The organism is Stenotrophomonas sp. 93052_Sma (assembly GCF_056481145.1).
Genome location: NZ_CM151134.1, coordinates 455,312 through 469,495 on the forward strand (window position 1 = coordinate 455,312; position 14,184 = coordinate 469,495).

At 64.5% G+C, this 14,184-nt stretch carries 20 protein-coding genes; 11 read left to right on the forward strand and 9 right to left on the reverse strand.

Features of this window, described 5'->3' with window-relative positions; genetic code table 11:
• Position 1: 1 nt before the first annotated feature.
• From ACZK2V_RS02095 to ACZK2V_RS02135, 9 genes are read right to left on the reverse strand one after another with little or no spacing between them, the layout of a single operon-like run.
• The gene (locus ACZK2V_RS02095) at positions 2–304 is read right to left on the reverse strand and encodes a hypothetical protein (RefSeq protein WP_057503394.1); all 303 of its coding nucleotides are present in this window, start codon (positions 302–304) and stop codon (positions 2–4) included.
• Positions 304–546: a hypothetical protein gene (locus tag ACZK2V_RS02100; RefSeq protein WP_057503393.1), complete on the reverse strand. Its 243-nt coding sequence runs from the start codon at positions 544–546 to the stop codon at positions 304–306. The genes ACZK2V_RS02095 and ACZK2V_RS02100 overlap by 1 nt, the downstream gene beginning before the upstream one ends.
• Positions 539–775, reverse strand: a complete 237-nt coding sequence (locus tag ACZK2V_RS02105) for a hypothetical protein (RefSeq protein ID WP_057503392.1) — start codon at positions 773–775, stop codon at positions 539–541. The genes ACZK2V_RS02100 and ACZK2V_RS02105 overlap by 8 nt, the downstream gene beginning before the upstream one ends.
• Before the next feature lies 1 nt (position 776).
• Positions 777–1,952 carry an AAA family ATPase gene (locus ACZK2V_RS02110; protein ID WP_057503391.1) on the reverse strand — a complete coding sequence of 392 codons (1,176 nt, stop codon included), beginning with the start codon at positions 1,950–1,952 and terminating at the stop codon, positions 777–779.
• The gene (locus tag ACZK2V_RS02115) at positions 1,949–3,763 is read right to left on the reverse strand and encodes a DDE-type integrase/transposase/recombinase (RefSeq protein ID WP_057503390.1); all 1,815 of its coding nucleotides are present in this window, start codon (positions 3,761–3,763) and stop codon (positions 1,949–1,951) included. The genes ACZK2V_RS02110 and ACZK2V_RS02115 overlap by 4 nt, the downstream gene beginning before the upstream one ends.
• Position 3,764: 1 nt before the next feature.
• Positions 3,765–4,715: a DUF3102 domain-containing protein gene (locus ACZK2V_RS02120; RefSeq protein ID WP_231298637.1), complete on the reverse strand. Its 951-nt coding sequence runs from the start codon at positions 4,713–4,715 to the stop codon at positions 3,765–3,767.
• Positions 4,715–5,008 carry a helix-turn-helix domain-containing protein gene (locus tag ACZK2V_RS02125; RefSeq protein WP_057503388.1) on the reverse strand — a complete coding sequence of 98 codons (294 nt, stop codon included), beginning with the start codon at positions 5,006–5,008 and terminating at the stop codon, positions 4,715–4,717. The genes ACZK2V_RS02120 and ACZK2V_RS02125 overlap by 1 nt, the downstream gene beginning before the upstream one ends.
• Positions 5,005–5,238 carry a hypothetical protein gene (locus ACZK2V_RS02130; protein WP_057503387.1) on the reverse strand — a complete coding sequence of 78 codons (234 nt, stop codon included), beginning with the start codon at positions 5,236–5,238 and terminating at the stop codon, positions 5,005–5,007. Before ACZK2V_RS02130 ends, ACZK2V_RS02125 begins: the two co-directional genes overlap by 4 nt.
• Positions 5,235–5,444, reverse strand: a complete 210-nt coding sequence (locus ACZK2V_RS02135; RefSeq protein ID WP_024957605.1) for a hypothetical protein — start codon at positions 5,442–5,444, stop codon at positions 5,235–5,237. The genes ACZK2V_RS02130 and ACZK2V_RS02135 overlap by 4 nt, the downstream gene beginning before the upstream one ends.
• A 110-nt stretch (positions 5,445–5,554) precedes the next feature.
• On the opposite strand from ACZK2V_RS02135, the gene ACZK2V_RS02140 reads away from it, so the two are divergent.
• Genes ACZK2V_RS02140 through ACZK2V_RS02190 form a run of 11 tightly spaced genes read left to right on the forward strand, consistent with a single transcriptional unit; the run spans position 5,555 to position 13,975 of the window.
• On the forward strand, positions 5,555–5,941 hold the full coding sequence (locus tag ACZK2V_RS02140) for a helix-turn-helix domain-containing protein (protein WP_064968338.1): 387 nt from the start codon (positions 5,555–5,557) through the stop codon (positions 5,939–5,941).
• Between the two features lie 34 nt (positions 5,942–5,975).
• Positions 5,976–6,449 (forward strand): hypothetical protein, encoded by a 474-nt coding sequence (locus ACZK2V_RS02145; protein WP_231298636.1) that lies wholly within the window; start codon positions 5,976–5,978, stop codon positions 6,447–6,449.
• Between the two features lie 54 nt (positions 6,450–6,503).
• Positions 6,504–7,163 (forward strand): lysozyme, encoded by a 660-nt coding sequence (locus ACZK2V_RS02150; RefSeq protein WP_219629382.1) that lies wholly within the window; start codon positions 6,504–6,506, stop codon positions 7,161–7,163.
• Positions 7,163–7,669 (forward strand): lysis system i-spanin subunit Rz, encoded by a 507-nt coding sequence (locus ACZK2V_RS02155; RefSeq protein WP_057503421.1) that lies wholly within the window; start codon positions 7,163–7,165, stop codon positions 7,667–7,669. Before ACZK2V_RS02150 ends, ACZK2V_RS02155 begins: the two co-directional genes overlap by 1 nt.
• Entirely contained in the window at positions 7,666–7,983 is a 318-nt protein-coding gene (locus tag ACZK2V_RS02160; RefSeq protein WP_057503384.1) for a hypothetical protein, read from the forward strand. The genes ACZK2V_RS02155 and ACZK2V_RS02160 overlap by 4 nt, the downstream gene beginning before the upstream one ends.
• A complete protein-coding gene (locus tag ACZK2V_RS02165) occupies positions 7,980–8,303 on the forward strand; it encodes a hypothetical protein (RefSeq protein ID WP_231298635.1) in 324 nt (107 codons plus the stop codon). The genes ACZK2V_RS02160 and ACZK2V_RS02165 overlap by 4 nt, the downstream gene beginning before the upstream one ends.
• A 4-nt stretch (positions 8,304–8,307) precedes the next feature.
• Positions 8,308–8,862: a DUF3486 family protein gene (locus ACZK2V_RS02170; RefSeq protein WP_064968335.1), complete on the forward strand. Its 555-nt coding sequence runs from the start codon at positions 8,308–8,310 to the stop codon at positions 8,860–8,862.
• 2 nt (positions 8,863–8,864) lie between these two features.
• A complete protein-coding gene (locus ACZK2V_RS02175) occupies positions 8,865–10,553 on the forward strand; it encodes a hypothetical protein (RefSeq protein ID WP_486322909.1) in 1,689 nt (562 codons plus the stop codon).
• Between the two features lie 45 nt (positions 10,554–10,598).
• The gene (locus tag ACZK2V_RS02180) at positions 10,599–12,125 is read left to right on the forward strand and encodes a DUF935 domain-containing protein (protein WP_057503382.1); all 1,527 of its coding nucleotides are present in this window, start codon (positions 10,599–10,601) and stop codon (positions 12,123–12,125) included.
• Positions 12,126–12,128: 3 nt separating this feature from the next.
• The gene (locus ACZK2V_RS02185; protein ID WP_057503381.1) at positions 12,129–13,406 is read left to right on the forward strand and encodes a phage head morphogenesis protein; all 1,278 of its coding nucleotides are present in this window, start codon (positions 12,129–12,131) and stop codon (positions 13,404–13,406) included.
• Positions 13,406–13,975, forward strand: a complete 570-nt coding sequence (locus tag ACZK2V_RS02190) for a phage virion morphogenesis protein (RefSeq protein WP_057503380.1) — start codon at positions 13,406–13,408, stop codon at positions 13,973–13,975. The genes ACZK2V_RS02185 and ACZK2V_RS02190 overlap by 1 nt, the downstream gene beginning before the upstream one ends.
• Positions 13,976–14,184 lie beyond the last annotated feature (209 nt).

Consider the following 14,184-nt stretch of genomic DNA (forward strand, 5'->3'; position numbering starts at 1 on the left):
GTCAGTCGGCCCTCCGATCAATGCCGGCGGCGACGGCCAGGTCGACGATTGCGTCCGCATCCAGGTACCAGCGCTTGCTGGTGCTGGAAGACGTGACCTGAATGCCATAGCTGGGCAGAAGATCGATCCCGTACTCGCCGCCGGTCTGCATGTCCAGGATGTACAGCGTGGCCACCGCTGAGTCCTCCAGGAAGGGCGGCTTGCTCGCCACCATCCCTACGGGCCGATGGCGCTTGGGGTGGGCGCTGTGGCTCTTCCGGTTGCGCACCTGCCCGTGGCAGCGTTTGAGCGTCGGAACGGCCATCACTCCTCCTCGTCGTCGTCGCCGTCGCGCAGCTGGTCGACCAGCGCACGCAGCTGCTGCAGGTTGAGGCTGTCCAGGAGCGAGGCCATGTTCTGGCCGTCCCGCCAGTCGATGTGCGCTCGGCGGAACAGATCCCGGTGCATCACCGTCACCTGGCGATCGGGGAGTTCCGCTTCGCGCAGCAGCTGATGCGCGAAGCTGCGCAGGTACGGCAGCCCGTCGGTGGCGGCGCGGTCAGCCATTCGCCACCCCTTCGCGCTGAAGCACGTCGGCTGGGACATGGGCGATGATCCGTTCCCAGCTGGCGCGGGGCACGATCACCACCTGCAGGATGTCCAGGTTGATCGGCTCGGGCTTATCCTGAACATCGAAGGGGATCAGGATGGCCTCGGTAGCGAACGGCCACTGGTCGCCCTGCGGTGCCCTCACCATCGCTTCTGCCACCGGCCAGCCCTCAGTTCGGATCGCCATCTCACACCCCCCGCACGACATCAGCGGTGACGGTTGGCACGCCCAGGTCAGCGGCGCGGTTCATCGCCGCGGTCAGCGCGTTCTGGACGGCCAGCGGGTACAGCAGCGACCCTGCGCCGCGCGAAGGGACCAGCTTGGCGCGCAGGGCATCGATGGCCCCCTGTTCCACGACCTTGTCCAGAGGCACCTGGGCACGCTTGAAGCGGTGCGAAAGGTACGCTCCCAGCTCGTTATCCAGTGGCGGAAGCGTGATGATTTCGATGCGCTGCACGACTTCGCGCACCTCCGGGTTGTGTTCGGAGAGCTTCACGCCCAGCTCGGGCTGGCCGATCAGGATCACCGACAGCAGCGGGCGCAGGCCGTCCTTCAGCTCGCGGAAGCGCTTGAGGTGCTTCAGGGTTGGCAGCGGCAGGCTGTGAGCCTCCTCGATCACCAGCACATGGCTGTGGCCCGAGCGGGAACTGTCACGCAGGGATTCGTGCAGCTGGCGGAAGCGGGATTCGGGGCTGCTCTTCGGCTTGGCCAGCGGGGCGACAGCGGCCATGATCGCCTCGGCGATATGGTGGCTGCGCAGGGTCTTGCCCACGGCATCGCTGCCTTCGCTGGCCAGCACGTAGGGTTGGATCACGATGACGGCCTGTTCCTCGCGCTGGATGCGATCGACCAGATCTTCGCGCAGCGTGCTCTTGCCAGCACCGCTCTCGCCGATCACCGCAGCAAAGCCGCCGTGGCGGGCTACCTGGTACATGCTCTCGCGGACATAGCGAATGTCCGGCGACAGGAACACCTCTTCGGCGCTGGCCGGATCGGCGAAAGGATTGCTGGTGAGGCCGAAGTGACGCTTGGCCTGTGGAGTCAAAGCCTGAAAACGCAGTAGCATGGGATCTTCCTCGTCGTGAATGTCGTTGTCGTTATCGGTGTCTTGCGGTGGGGAAACCGGGGCTGGCGTGACCCCGCACGTCGGCCCCTCCTTTTCATGCCAGTGGGCGTCGGTTACGCCGTGCTGGGTCAGGCAGGAACTGATGGCAGCGCGCACCGCTGCCGGATCGCAGCTGGTGGGCAACTGGCCGTGGTTGATCAAGGCATTGAGGGCCGGACGGCTCAGACCTGCAGCACTGGCCAGGTCTCCCTGCTTGATGCCAGCCTCGGTGAGCAGGCGCTTCAGACGCAGCGTCATGCAGCACCTCCTTCCACAAGGCGCAGGCCGCCACGCTCAGGCGTCGCCAAGGCCTGTGCCCAGGATTCGACCTGATCCACCGGCAAACCTTCAGGCCAGCGCTGGGCGGTGCGGGCATAGTGGTCAGCCGTCCAGGCCGAACCCGCAGCCTCCAGCAGAGGCTTCAGACGCATGGCCGCTTCCACATGGTTCAGCGGCGGCAGCTCGGCGCGGATGGGCGTGACCGAATCGACCGTGAAGCGAGGGGCCTCGACCACATCGGGGACCGCGACGTCGACGCGATGACCCCGGCGCGGTAGGTGCTGGATCTCCGGCGCCTGCTGCACCGACTTGTAGGGGTCGATACGGCCACCGAACGGCATTGCCTTGGCCTTGCGCTGCGCCTTGGCTTGCTCGTCGGTCTCGGCATCCATCGCCAGGCGCTCGACCCGCTTGCGGTTTGTGTCCGCCGGGGTGTCGGCGTGCGCGTGGTATGTGCCGACCGCCACCGCACCGGTGAACCCGTATGCGTCTGCTTCCAGCGGCTCCATCGTGTACCAGGTGTCGCGGCCAGCATCGTCGGTAAACAGCGCCTGCGCACCGAACTCGCTACCGAAGGCATTGCGGGCGACCGTGAGCTTCTGGCCCACGATCACGCCCGGCACGCCCGACACGTCGTAGGTTCTGCCCAGGAAGCTGATCCGCAGCAGCGGGTTGACCTTGCGCAGTTCCGGTGCGCGGGTGGCCAGCTTCATGCAGTCCTCGGTCGCCGGTACCAGGCGCAGCTGATCGGGCTTGATCGTCATCCACGCCTGGTAGCGCGAGGACTTGTGCCGGGTGTGTTGAGCGGTGGTATTGAAGTTGCGCATCCAACGCCACGCCGATGCGTTGAGCTGCTCCAAGCTCTGCACGTTGTCGAAGCGAAGGCGGTGCTCGAACTTGCGTTCGATCAGGTCGTTGGTCTTTTCGACTTGGCCCTTTGCCCACGGCTGGCCCGGCTGATTGATCCAGATGCGAATACCCAGGGCCGCGCACAGGTTCTTGAACATCGCACCCGTATTGGCGCTGCCCGGGTCCACCATCACCATCGTCGGTGCGCCACAGAACGGATCAGCCGCACCGCGGTACTGCATGGCGTTGATGAAGGTGCGGCACAGGTTCTCGCCGCTCTCGGCGCCCAGCACGTATTCCACGTAGAAGGCGCCGCTGGTGTGGTCGGTGAACACGTAGCGCCAGACGCGCTCGTTCTCGACGCGCGCCAGGTTCTTGGGCTTGTTCTTGTAGAACTCGCTTGCCGGCATCGCATGCAGGCCGTCCTGGCGCTTGAGGTAATACAGCACGCACAGGCTGGGATCGGCCTGCCACACCTGGTTGGGATGTTCGCTGGCCAGCTGTACCTTCGGTGCGGGTGCCGACAGCTGATCAGGGTGCAAGCGGTTGGTGCGCAAGGCCTTGGCTGCCGAGCTCTCGCTCAGCAGTCGGATCTCGCCGGTACCGGCATCCACAGTCTCGCCGCGCACCATGCCATTGGCGCGCAGCATGTCGATGGCCTCGCCGATGCTGGCCAGGCGTTTGCCGGTGCCGCGACGCGACTCCAGCAACACAGCGGAAATCAGTTCCAGTTCCTGCTGGGTCCAGTCGGAGTTGCCCCGATCGCTGCGGCGCTTGCGCGGCTTCAGCGAACAGGTCAGCTTCGAGACCTGTCGGTACAGCGTCTGTACGCTGCAGCCCCATTCGGCGGCGTATCGCTCGGCAATGGCGCGTTTCTGGCCGTGCTCGGCGCAGAGCAGGTCAGCGGCGGCCTGCTCGATCAAGCTGGCGCTGAGGGCCATGTCAGCCCTCCCGCTTCCAGTCGGCCAGGCGGCGGTCATGAATCACCGTGACGCCCACCTCCTGGTGGTCGCGGACAAGGCGCAGGTCGTTGATCAGGCTGGCGATGATCCCGGCCACCTGTTCATCAACATTGAGGTCGTGCTGCTCGGCGTGCTGCATGAGCGCGATCACCGCCCCGCTGAAGCCGGCTTCTTCACTGCCGGTGGCGATGGCTAGACGGACCTGGGAGGTTGCGAGCTCCAGTTGGGTCAGCAGTTCCTGCGACTGCTCGTCCGGAGTGGCCTTCTTCCACTTCTTCTGCGCTTTTGCCGTCTTCTCCTCCGCCTTGTTGAGATCGTCGCTCAACTTGGTGATGCGCTGATCCTTGGCCTCAAGGTCGGCGCGGGCGTCGCGGATGGCGGCGCGGAGTTCGGCACGGGACATCGTCTCGACGTCATCGAGAGAGAGCCCGCCGGTCTCACCTTGTTCCGCGAGCTCGGTGAACTGCTCCTCCGGCAATGAAAGAAGTTCGATCAGCCGACTCTGGGTCTTGGTGGCAGCCACCAAATGCGTCGCATGCGACGCATTTGGGAGCATGGAGACGCGACGAGCGGCCTCCATCATGCGCTGGGCTTGCCGGGGCTCGATGCTCAGGCGTTCAAGCATTCCCTGCCAATCGCCATGCGTTGCGCATTCGCGGGCAACCACCAGGTAGCGGCCGGCGCGCAGGAAGGCTTCGCAGCCCCGGCGCAGTTCGCCGCGAATGGCGTTCTCGTAGTGGTCCGGGTGCCACGGCAGGCCGTCACCGAACTGATCCACCACCTCGCTCTGGTGCTCACCGAGGGTAACCAGCTCCTGGCTGCGCTCGGCCAGCTTTTCCGCGTCCAGATCCTGGACAACTGGCTCGGCCTGGGCGAGCGGCTTGGCGCCGCGCTTGTTGAGTTGCTTCTCTGCCATTTCGATCCTCGTCATCAGTTGGGGCTACGGCTGTAGCGGTTCTTGAAGTCGTCCAGCTGGCGCTCTTCACGAGCCACCTCGGCTTGATGGGCCAAGGCGATCTGGACAATTCGGGGGGCCAGGCGCCAGTTTTCCTGGTCGAAGGGGGAGCGTTCGACCAGGCCGTCTTCGGCCAGGCGCTGCAGGTTGCGCAGCGTGGTGCTGGGGGATTCGCCGATGCCGTCGGCGATCGGCTTCAGGCGCAGACCGGTGCGGCTGTGCCCGGCCAGGGTGAACAGCAGGCGGGTGAAGATGCTCTGCTCGCTCATGCCGCAGCACCCTGTTGACGGCGTGCCAGCTCCGTCAGGATCCGGACGGCGCGGCGGTCGGCTGCGTCGACGGCACCAGCCAGCGGCAGGGTGTTGGCCAGCGGCTCGTCTGATTCGACGGCGCACTGCCAGTTGTTCACAGCGGTGGCGTACTGGTCACGGGCCGAGGCAAGCAACAGCTCCAGTTCGCGGGTCGGGACTTCGTCCAGGGGGCGGCCGGCGGTGCTCATGCTGAGGCGCTCAGGCCTGCGGCCTTCAGCAGCCGGCGCCGCAGGGCCTGACCCTTCGGGCCGTTCCAACGCCCGATGAGGACGTCCCGGGCGTTCTGCGGGGGGACGCCGTTCTCCATGCACCAGCCGCGGAGACTGGTGCCCTTGCCAACGAAGGCGGTGCGGACCTTGAGGTGAAGATCCAGGCTGGGGGCGGGTTCGCTCATCGCGTGTATCCTTTGATCCTTGTTCCATTGGTTGGCTGCTGTAGGCGCTGCCAGTGGAAGTAATGATGTTCCCGTTCGGGAACACTTGTCAATACCCGAGCGGGAACAAAATGACTGACGGAAACTCAGAGAACGACAGCCGGCGCGACACCGGCGAAAGGCTTAGGTTGATCCGGGGCGATAGAAGCCAGAAGGACTTCGCTGAGCTGCTCGGCATCGGGCGAACCACGCTCATCCGGTACGAGGCGGGAACGCGGCCAGTAGAGGTCGAACTGCTCGTTAAATTGAATCTGCTATTCGGTACTCAACCGCTCTGGCTTCTCACCGGCATGGGCGCATCAGGAGAAGGGGTGCAGTTGACAAGTCGCGAGGCGATGCTGCTGAACAACTACCGGAACAGTCCTGAAGACGCGAAGGTGGCTCTTGAAAAAACAAGTGCTGCGTTCGCCCAGTCGAAACCGGAACTCAAAACGAAAAAGCACGGCTCGTCAGAGTGATGTGGCGTAAGAGCAAATCAACCAGGGGGAAAACATGAAGTGGAAAGTGCTCGCTATTGCTGGCGCAGTGCTGGTGATATCTGTCAGCGGCTGTGCCACCAAACGCTATGGCCGGTTGCAGCCGTTAACTGGCTACGAGACGTTGAACTATTCTTGTGAGCAGATCCGAATTGAACTATCCAAGGTGGATGCCTTTGATAGGCAGGTCGAGCAGCAAGCAAAGTTCAGCGGCATGTCCATTGCCAGCTTTTTGGGTGACTTTGGGATCGGAAATGTGATCGAACGGAATGAAGCAAAGAGGACGTCAGTGGAAAGGCGAGCTCAGCTTCAGGGGGCTTTTGCCGCCAAGCGATGTGGAGACGTTGAAATTCCCAGGGTAGAAGCCCCGGGTCCTGCGGCGATCGCACCTTCCGCTGTAAATCCTGGTTATCAACCTTCCAAACCGGAAACACCGCCCGCTGCCTCTGTCAACAGTTGGTGGGAAGCGCATAAGCCCAAGGGCGAATAGTCTTCTGCAGCTACGCACGTCGCGAAGGGATCTGCACAGTCCCACGCGCGGCGCGTGAGATTCCTCGAAACCAGTTTCAAAGACGACGATCAGTCAAAGACTGAAACTCTGCCCATCGGTTTGGTGTGCGCATGGCGCACCTGGCCGGCGGGCATCCTCGTCTGCCCGTCGGCCATCTTTCCCTGGAGATGGCGCATGGCAGCAGAGCAACCCGGTAACAAGGCACTGCCCATCGCGGGCGGAATGCTGGCAACCATGCTGGCGTTGCTGCTCGGGTTGGTGCAGCCCTTCGAGGGCTACTCGGCCCAGCCCTATCGTGATGTCGTCGGCAAGCTGACGGTCTGCTACGGCCATACGGCCAAGGTAGAACAGCGCACCTACACCCGCGCAGAGTGCGAGCGCCTGCTCCAGTCGGACCTCGGTGTCGCCTGGAACACCGTGCAAAGCTGCATCAAGGTGCCGATGACCGACTACCAGGCAGCCGCACTGACGTCGTTCGCCTTCAACGTGGGCCCTGGCGGCGCCGGGGTGAAGGACGGCCTGTGCACCCTGCGCAACGGCCAGCAGCCGCGGATCCGTGTCTACGCCAACCAAGGTCGCTGGGATCTTGCATGTGCCCAGCTAAGCAACTGGGCCAACGCCGGCGGCCGGCCATACAAAGGGCTTGAACGCCGCCGCACCGCTGAGCGCGCGATGTGCGAGGGCCGGTACTGATGATTCGCGCACTGATCGTAACGATCGCCCTGCTGCTGGTGCTCCTGCTGGTGGCCATTGCCGCGGCCTTTCTCTACCGCGGCAATGCCCTGGATGCCCAGGCTCGCGACGCCACGTCCCAGCAGCGCGTGACCACCCTTCAATCGCAGCTGGAAGACGAGCGCAGCGCTCGCGACACCGAGCACACCCAGGCCACGGTGATGGCCCAGATCGGAGACGAACATGAACATGATCGGGAGGCGTCCGCGTCCATCCCAGCTGCTGTTGTGGCTGACGTGCATTCTGGCAATCTCAGGCTGCGCAACGACCTTGCCACCTGCCACACCGCCCGCTTGTCCGAAGCCGTCTCTGGCGCCGTCGAACGTGATGCGAGCGCCCAACTACGAGCAGAGGTTGCGGGCGATTTTGTTCGAGTCGGGCGCGACGCCGACAAACACGTCCTGGCCTGTCAGCGCTCCATCAGCGCCCTCACTGGACAGCGCCTCTCCGCCGAGACCAGCCCATGATCGTTGAAGTGCAGCCGCTCTACCTGGTGTGGTTCGCCGGCATCGGCATCACCCTGCTCGGCGGCCTGATCGCCGGCGGTCGCTGGCTGGTGAACCAACTACAGCAACGCACTGATCAGCAGTTGGCCATCCTGATCAACGACAGCAAGCGCTGGCGCGAGGTTGAGAACCACCTCACCGACTTCCGCCTGGAAGTTGCGAAGGAATACGTCCGCCGCGAGGACTATGCCCGCGGGCAGAGCGTCATCGAGGCAAAGCTCGATGCAGTGGCCTCGAAGATCACGAACATGCAAAGCAAGGGGAACACGCCGTGAGTCACGGAAATCAGGGCCCGGATCTGGGCAAGTTGCGCCGGGAGCAGCTGCGCTGGCTGATGCTGCTGGTGCTGGATCGCTCTCGCCCGTATCCGATCGGCGAAGCCGTCCTGGCCGGCGCCGCCCAAGACATGTATCCGGATGCCACCGCTTTGGAAGTGCGCAGGGAGCTGGATTACCTGGACACTCGCCGCTTGATCCAAATCACCAAATCCCCTTCGGGGCCGTGGTCGGCTGAGCTGACGCGCCACGGTGTGGACATTGTCGAGTACAGCATCGACTGCGGGCCGGGCATCGCGCGCCCGCCGAAGTACTGGTGACCCCATGCCTCCTGTGAGCAAGATCGACCTGCTGCCGGCCGACGTGCGTGAAGAGCTGGAACGGCGTCTGGTTGCCAACGCCTTCGGCGGCAGCATCGCGCTGTCCGAATGGCTGGGCGAGCAGGGCTACGAGATCAGCAAGACCACCGTCAACGAACGCGCCAAGCGGCTCAAGCGCCGCCTGGCTTCGATCAGCGCCAGCACCGAAGCCATGAAACTGGTGGCCGAGCAGGCGCCGGATAATGCCGCCGAGCGCGGCAGTGCACTGCTGGGCCTGCTGCAGACCGACCTGTTCGAAGCGCTGCTGCAGTTCCAAGAAGCGGCCGACCAGGACGATGAGAGCATTTCCCCAGCCGATCGCATTGCGCTGTACAGCAAGGCGGCCAAGGCCATTGCCGAACTGACCCGCTCTTCCATCGTTCGCGAGAAATGGGCGGGCGAGGTCCGCCAGAAAGCGCTCTTGGATGCTGCCACCCGAGTGGAAAGCGCAGCGCAGGCGCGTGGCCTCTCCGCTGAGGATGCGCGGTTCTGGCGCGAGCAAGTGCTGATGGGAGTTTGACCGTGGTCGACAGTTTGCGGCCTCTGCCGGATACCGAGCGCCTCGTCGAATGGGACGAGCTGCCCGACTGCGTCCGTGAGATCCCTGCCGACTTCGACCCGTTGGCGGCCGGTGTTCTGATGGCCCACCAAACCGCGTGGCTGCGGATGCAGGCGCTGCTCGACATCGCGGTCTGCGAAAAGGGGCGACGTACCGGTGTCACCTTCGCCCAGGCGTTGGACGACACCATCACTGCTGCCACTTCAAAAGAGGACGGCGGCGACAACATTTGGTACATCGCCGATACCAGGGAAAAAGGCCTGGAGTACATCGGCTACGTCGCCAAGTTCGCGCCGATCATTGCGCGTGGCCAAGCCACCAGGATCGAGCAGCACATCTTCCACGATCAGCTGCTTGACGGCACAAGCCGCCAGATCCAGGCATTCCGTGTTCGGTTCGCCAGCGGTTTCCGGATCACCGCCTTGTCTTCGCGCCCGGAGAACATCCACGGCCTACAGGGCCGTGTGAACATCGACGAAGCGGCGCTTCACAAGGACGTGGCCAAGGTGCTCGAATCGGCCACCGCGCTGCTGATCTGGGGCGGTCGCATCCGAGTGTGGTCCACCCATCGGGGTAAGAAGAACCCGTTCAACCAGCTTGTCCAGGACGTCCAAGCCGGTCGCTACGGCAAGAAGGCCGGTGTGATCCGCATCAGCTTCGATGATGCGGTGTCCAATGGCCTGTACGAGCGGGTCTGCGCCATGCGTGGCAAGGTGGCCACCGCCGAGGGCAAGAAAGAGTGGTACACCGCGATCCGCTCGGCCTACGGCCCGCGCAAGGCCGCCATGCGCGAGGAGCTGGACGTCATCCCGCGCGATGGCGATGGCTCTGCCATCCCCTCGGTCTGGATCGATCGGGCCATGCCCGAGGCCCGGCCAGTGCTGCGCCTGGTCTTTGATGATGACTTCCCCAAGCGCTCTGAGAAGGAGCGCGAGATCTGGTGCTCGGTCTGGATCGCCACCACGCTGCTGCCAGTGCTGCGCGCTGCGGTAGCCGGGTTCACCGGGCGCTGGGCGATCGGCATGGACTTCGCGCGCCACCGTCACTTTTCGGTCATCAAGCCTGCCAAGGTCGGGCAGGATCTGCGCCGCGACGTGCCGTTCCTGATCGAGATGGCCAACGCGCCCACCCGACAGCAGGAGCAGATCCTGTGGGCGCTGTTGGACGCGCTGAAGGAAGGATTCCCTGGCCGCTGGTCATTCGCCGGCGATGCCACTGGTCCCGGCCAGACCTTGATGGAGTACACCGGCGACCGCTACGGCCGGGCTGAGCTCGATGCCGAGACGGGCCGCTACATCGGTGGCCCAATCCACGAGGTCACCCTGTCGCGCCCCTGGTACGGCGAATGGATGCCCAAGTACATCGCGCTGTTCGAAGACGGCTTCCTCAGTCTGCCCAGGGACGCGTCCCTGGAAGACGACCACCGCGCAGTGGAGTACGTCGACGGCATCCCGATGGTGCCGCGTCTGGAGCGCAAGGACCTACAGGATCCGGAGCTGGTGCGCCACGGCGACGGCGCGATCGCCGGCGTGCTGATGCAGTTTGCCGCACTCAACCACGTCACCTCGGTGCCCATCGAGTTCCAGGCGGCCGGCGCGCGCCTACATCGGCGACGGCCGAGCCGACGGCGTGGCCACCGTCGTGACCGATGATGCCTTCGGCACGGTCAGCGGCGGAAATGATTTTGGAGGATTTGCATGACGACCGCCCGCCCAGAGATCGGCCGCGAGATTGCCACCACTGCCGATGGCACCGACATCACCCGTGGTTACACCGGGCCACTGCTGCTGCCCTTTGACAGTGTCCTGCGCAACCGCGGCGGCTACGACCTTCAGATCTACGAACAGGTGCTGTCCGACCCGGAGGTGAAGACCACCTTCGGCTCTCGCCAGGATTCGGTGGTGGCCTGCGAATGGCAGGTGGAGCCCGGCGGCGAGAAGCGTATCGACCGCCAAGCGGCAGAGTATCTGCAGGAGCAGCTGCACGGCATCGGCTGGGACAACGTCACCCGCAAGATGCTCTTCGGCGTGTTCTACGGCTATGGCGTGGCGGAGATCCTGTACAAGGTCGACGGCACCCGCATCGGCCTGAAGGACATCAAGGTTCGTAACCGTCGGCGCTTCCGTTACGGCAAGGAAGGTGACCTGCGCCTACTCACCCAGACCCAGATGACCGAGGGCGTGCCTGCGCACGCGCCCTATTTCTGGAACTTCTGCTCCGGTGCCGACCACGACGATGAGCCATATGGCCTGGGCCTGGCGCACTGGCTGTACTGGCCGGTGCTGTTCAAGCGCAACGGGCTCAAGTTCTGGCTGATCTTCCTTGAAAAGTTCGGCATGCCCACTGCGGTGGGCAAGTACGACACCAACGCAACCGATCCGGAGAAGGCCAAGCTGCTGCAAGCCACCCGCGCGATCCAGACCGACAGCGGCATCATCATGCCCAAGGGAATGGAGCTGGCGTTGCTGGAGGCCGGACGTAGTGGCACGGCCGACTACAAGGCCCTGCAGGACTACATGGATGCCACCATCCAGAAGGTGGTGCTGGGCCAGACCGCCAGTACCCAAGGCACGCCAGGCAAGTTGGGCAACGACCAGCTGCAGCGCGAGGTGCGCCGCGACATCATCACCTCCGATGCCGACCTGGTGTGCGAGTCCTTCAACAAGGGGCCAGCGCGCTGGCTCACCGAATGGAACTTCCCTGGCGCGGCCATTCCTCGGGTCTATCGCGTCACGGAAGAGCCGGAGGATCTGGACGCTACCGCCAGCCGTGACAAGAAGATCCTTGACCTGGGCTACAGGCCCAAGCAGGTCTACATGGATCAGACCTACGGCGACAACTACGAGCCTGTCCAGGCGCCGCAGGATCCGCCTGCGGTACCGACGGCGATCGATGGCGCCCAGTTCGCCGACGCCGGCGGTGCGGTGGTCAGCTTGCTGCGCAGGCACTATCCCGCCGCCTTTGCCGACGGCACCCCGAAGACGCCCGATCCTGCTGTCGAGCTGGGCCAGCAGCTCGATCGCCGGCTGTCGCCCATTGGTGCTGGATGGGTCGAGCAGATCCGCCAGCTGGTCGATGAGGTCGACTCGCTGGAGCAACTGCGCGACCGGCTGTTTGAGCTGCACCCGAACATGACCCTGGACGACTACGCCTCGGTGATGGCCGATGCGATGACGGCCGCGACCCTGGCCGGCCGCAGCGACGTCCAAGGTGTAGGAGACTGACCAATGGCCGGAGTTGCTTACGCCCAAGTTCCATTCCAGGAGCAGATCGAGTTCTTCCGTCGCAAGAAGAACGTGCTCACCGAGAGCTACCTGGACGTATGGGAGGCCGAGCACGACACCAGCTTCATGGTGGCCGGTGCCAACCGTGACGCACTGCTGGCCGACTTCCGGCAGTCCATCGACCGTGTCATCGCCGAAGGCCGCACGCTGGAGCAGTTCCGCGAAGACTTCGACCGCATCGTGGCCACGCATGGCTGGGATTACAACGGCGGCCGGAACTGGCGCTCGCGGGTGATCTACGAAACCAACCTGCGTCAGAGCTACAACGCCGGGCGCTGGGCCCAGCTGCAGCAGCTGATCAAGGTACGGCCGTTCTGGCGCTACAACCACAACGATGCCGTCGAACACCCCCGGCCACTGCACGTGTCCTGGAATGGCATGGTGCTACGCCATGATGATCCCTGGTGGCGCTATCACTATCCGGCCAACGGCTGGGGCTGCCAGTGCTACGTCGATGCGCTCAACGAACGCGATCTGCGCCGCTTGGGCAAGGACGGCCCCGACACGGCCCCTGAGGTTGTGATGCAGTCGGTGACGGTCGGGCAGCGCAGTCCCGGTGGACCGCGCACGGTGCTGACGCCGGCAGGCGTCGATCCTGGCTTCGGCTACGCGCCTGGAGCAACGGCGGACCACTGGCCCAGTGGCCGTGGTGGTCCGGTCACACCGCCCTCGCTGACAGGCCAACTGACCTCCGCTCTGCAGAGTGCACTGGAGACGGGCGCGCGGCTGCCAGCGGCGCCCGCTGCCGCCAGTGCCGCCCAGGCCTTGGCGCGGCCGCGTGCCAGGGACGCCCTGCAGGCCGGCTACGCAAGCTGGCTGGCCAGCATTGACGCCGATGCCGCGCACGCTGCTCGCTACCTGGCCGGCGCACTGTCTCCCGGTCTGGTGTCGCAGCTGCAGCGCGCTGCCGTTCGACCAGCGACGGCGGCCTTTGCAGTGTTGGCTGAGCAGCTCCCCATCACTCGGCCTGGCGCGGTCGCCATCGCCGCAGCCGAGCTGCCTATCCGCCTGCTCGATGCGGTGGCCATCCTATTGGACGTGGCCGCAGGCCACCTGCGGTATGTCCTTGCGGTGGGGCGCCCGGCCTTCATGGTGGTCGACGTGGCCATCTCGGAAACGGGCGTCAGCACCATCCAGCCCCAGCTGCAGATGCTGATGCCTTCTGATCTCAAGCGCAGCGTCGCCGATGGCACGCTGCAGCTGCTGCAGGGAGCACTCTGATGGCGCAGCTCGAAGTCACCCTGGATTCGGCAACACCTGCGCTGGCTGATGCGCTGCGCCAGCTGGAGGGCGAAGCACGGCAACTGATCCTGAGAGACTGGGGCGAGTACCTGCTGAGGTCGACACGCGAGCGAGCCAAGAAGGAGCGTGATCCGACCGGACAGCGATGGCGTGCACTGGAGCCAAGCTACAAACGCTGGAAACAGAAGAAGCGCCCCGGCGTCCCGATTCTGAAGTTTGATTTCCACATGCTCGGCGACATGGCATCGTGGCAAACGGATGGGAATGAGGCCGTCTTGGTTGGTACCAATGCGCCCTATGGCGCCATCCATCAGTTCGGCGGCACCATCCGTCACCCGGCGCGCCCGGCCAAGATCTACTTGAAGACTGGCAAAGGCGGTAGCCGGTTCGTCAAAGCCAATCGCAAGAATACGCGCTATAGGCGCTCGATCACGATGCCTGCTTACACGAACACCATCGCTGCTCGCCCTTGGCTTGGCGTCAGTCGCGAGGATGAGAAAGAGCTGCTGGATATCGCTCAAGATCACGTGAGCGGCGCCTTCGATTGATCGTCGCGTGGGAGGCGCTCTGCGCGCCGCTACAGGCGCGCCGCCACACTCGGGCGTCACCCACACCGGCTTGGTGTCTGACACACCTGTGCGGCCGATACTGGCACTTGTTTCCACGCAGGACGATCACCGCACGCGCATCGTGCATCTGCGGTTGAAATTCTCTGCAATGCACCGTCCCAAGACGTGAGACGGTACTGCGGGAAAAA

Excerpts from the sequence above, each read along its gene's own strand:
- ACZK2V_RS02140 (WP_064968338.1), top strand. The coding sequence starts at position 5,555 with ATGACTGACGGAAACTCAGAGAACGACAGCCGGCGCGACACCGGCGAA.
- ACZK2V_RS02130 (WP_057503387.1), bottom strand. The coding sequence starts at position 5,238 with ATGAGCACCGCCGGCCGCCCCCTGGACGAAGTCCCGACCCGCGAACTG.
- ACZK2V_RS02105 (WP_057503392.1), bottom strand. The coding sequence starts at position 775 with ATGGCGATCCGAACTGAGGGCTGGCCGGTGGCAGAAGCGATGGTGAGG.
- ACZK2V_RS02180 (WP_057503382.1), top strand. The coding sequence starts at position 10,599 with ATGACGACCGCCCGCCCAGAGATCGGCCGCGAGATTGCCACCACTGCC.
- ACZK2V_RS02100 (WP_057503393.1), bottom strand. The coding sequence starts at position 546 with ATGGCTGACCGCGCCGCCACCGACGGGCTGCCGTACCTGCGCAGCTTC.
- ACZK2V_RS02095 (WP_057503394.1), bottom strand. The coding sequence starts at position 304 with ATGGCCGTTCCGACGCTCAAACGCTGCCACGGGCAGGTGCGCAACCGG.
- ACZK2V_RS02155 (WP_057503421.1), top strand. The coding sequence starts at position 7,163 with ATGATTCGCGCACTGATCGTAACGATCGCCCTGCTGCTGGTGCTCCTG.
- ACZK2V_RS02185 (WP_057503381.1), top strand. The coding sequence starts at position 12,129 with ATGGCCGGAGTTGCTTACGCCCAAGTTCCATTCCAGGAGCAGATCGAG.
- ACZK2V_RS02135 (WP_024957605.1), bottom strand. The coding sequence starts at position 5,444 with ATGAGCGAACCCGCCCCCAGCCTGGATCTTCACCTCAAGGTCCGCACC.
- ACZK2V_RS02145 (WP_231298636.1), top strand. The coding sequence starts at position 5,976 with ATGAAGTGGAAAGTGCTCGCTATTGCTGGCGCAGTGCTGGTGATATCT.
- ACZK2V_RS02115 (WP_057503390.1), bottom strand. The coding sequence starts at position 3,763 with ATGGCCCTCAGCGCCAGCTTGATCGAGCAGGCCGCCGCTGACCTGCTC.
- ACZK2V_RS02125 (WP_057503388.1), bottom strand. The coding sequence starts at position 5,008 with ATGAGCGAGCAGAGCATCTTCACCCGCCTGCTGTTCACCCTGGCCGGG.
- ACZK2V_RS02190 (WP_057503380.1), top strand. The coding sequence starts at position 13,406 with ATGGCGCAGCTCGAAGTCACCCTGGATTCGGCAACACCTGCGCTGGCT.
- ACZK2V_RS02110 (WP_057503391.1), bottom strand. The coding sequence starts at position 1,952 with ATGACGCTGCGTCTGAAGCGCCTGCTCACCGAGGCTGGCATCAAGCAG.
- ACZK2V_RS02120 (WP_231298637.1), bottom strand. The coding sequence starts at position 4,715 with ATGACGAGGATCGAAATGGCAGAGAAGCAACTCAACAAGCGCGGCGCC.
- ACZK2V_RS02160 (WP_057503384.1), top strand. The coding sequence starts at position 7,666 with ATGATCGTTGAAGTGCAGCCGCTCTACCTGGTGTGGTTCGCCGGCATC.
- ACZK2V_RS02170 (WP_064968335.1), top strand. The coding sequence starts at position 8,308 with ATGCCTCCTGTGAGCAAGATCGACCTGCTGCCGGCCGACGTGCGTGAA.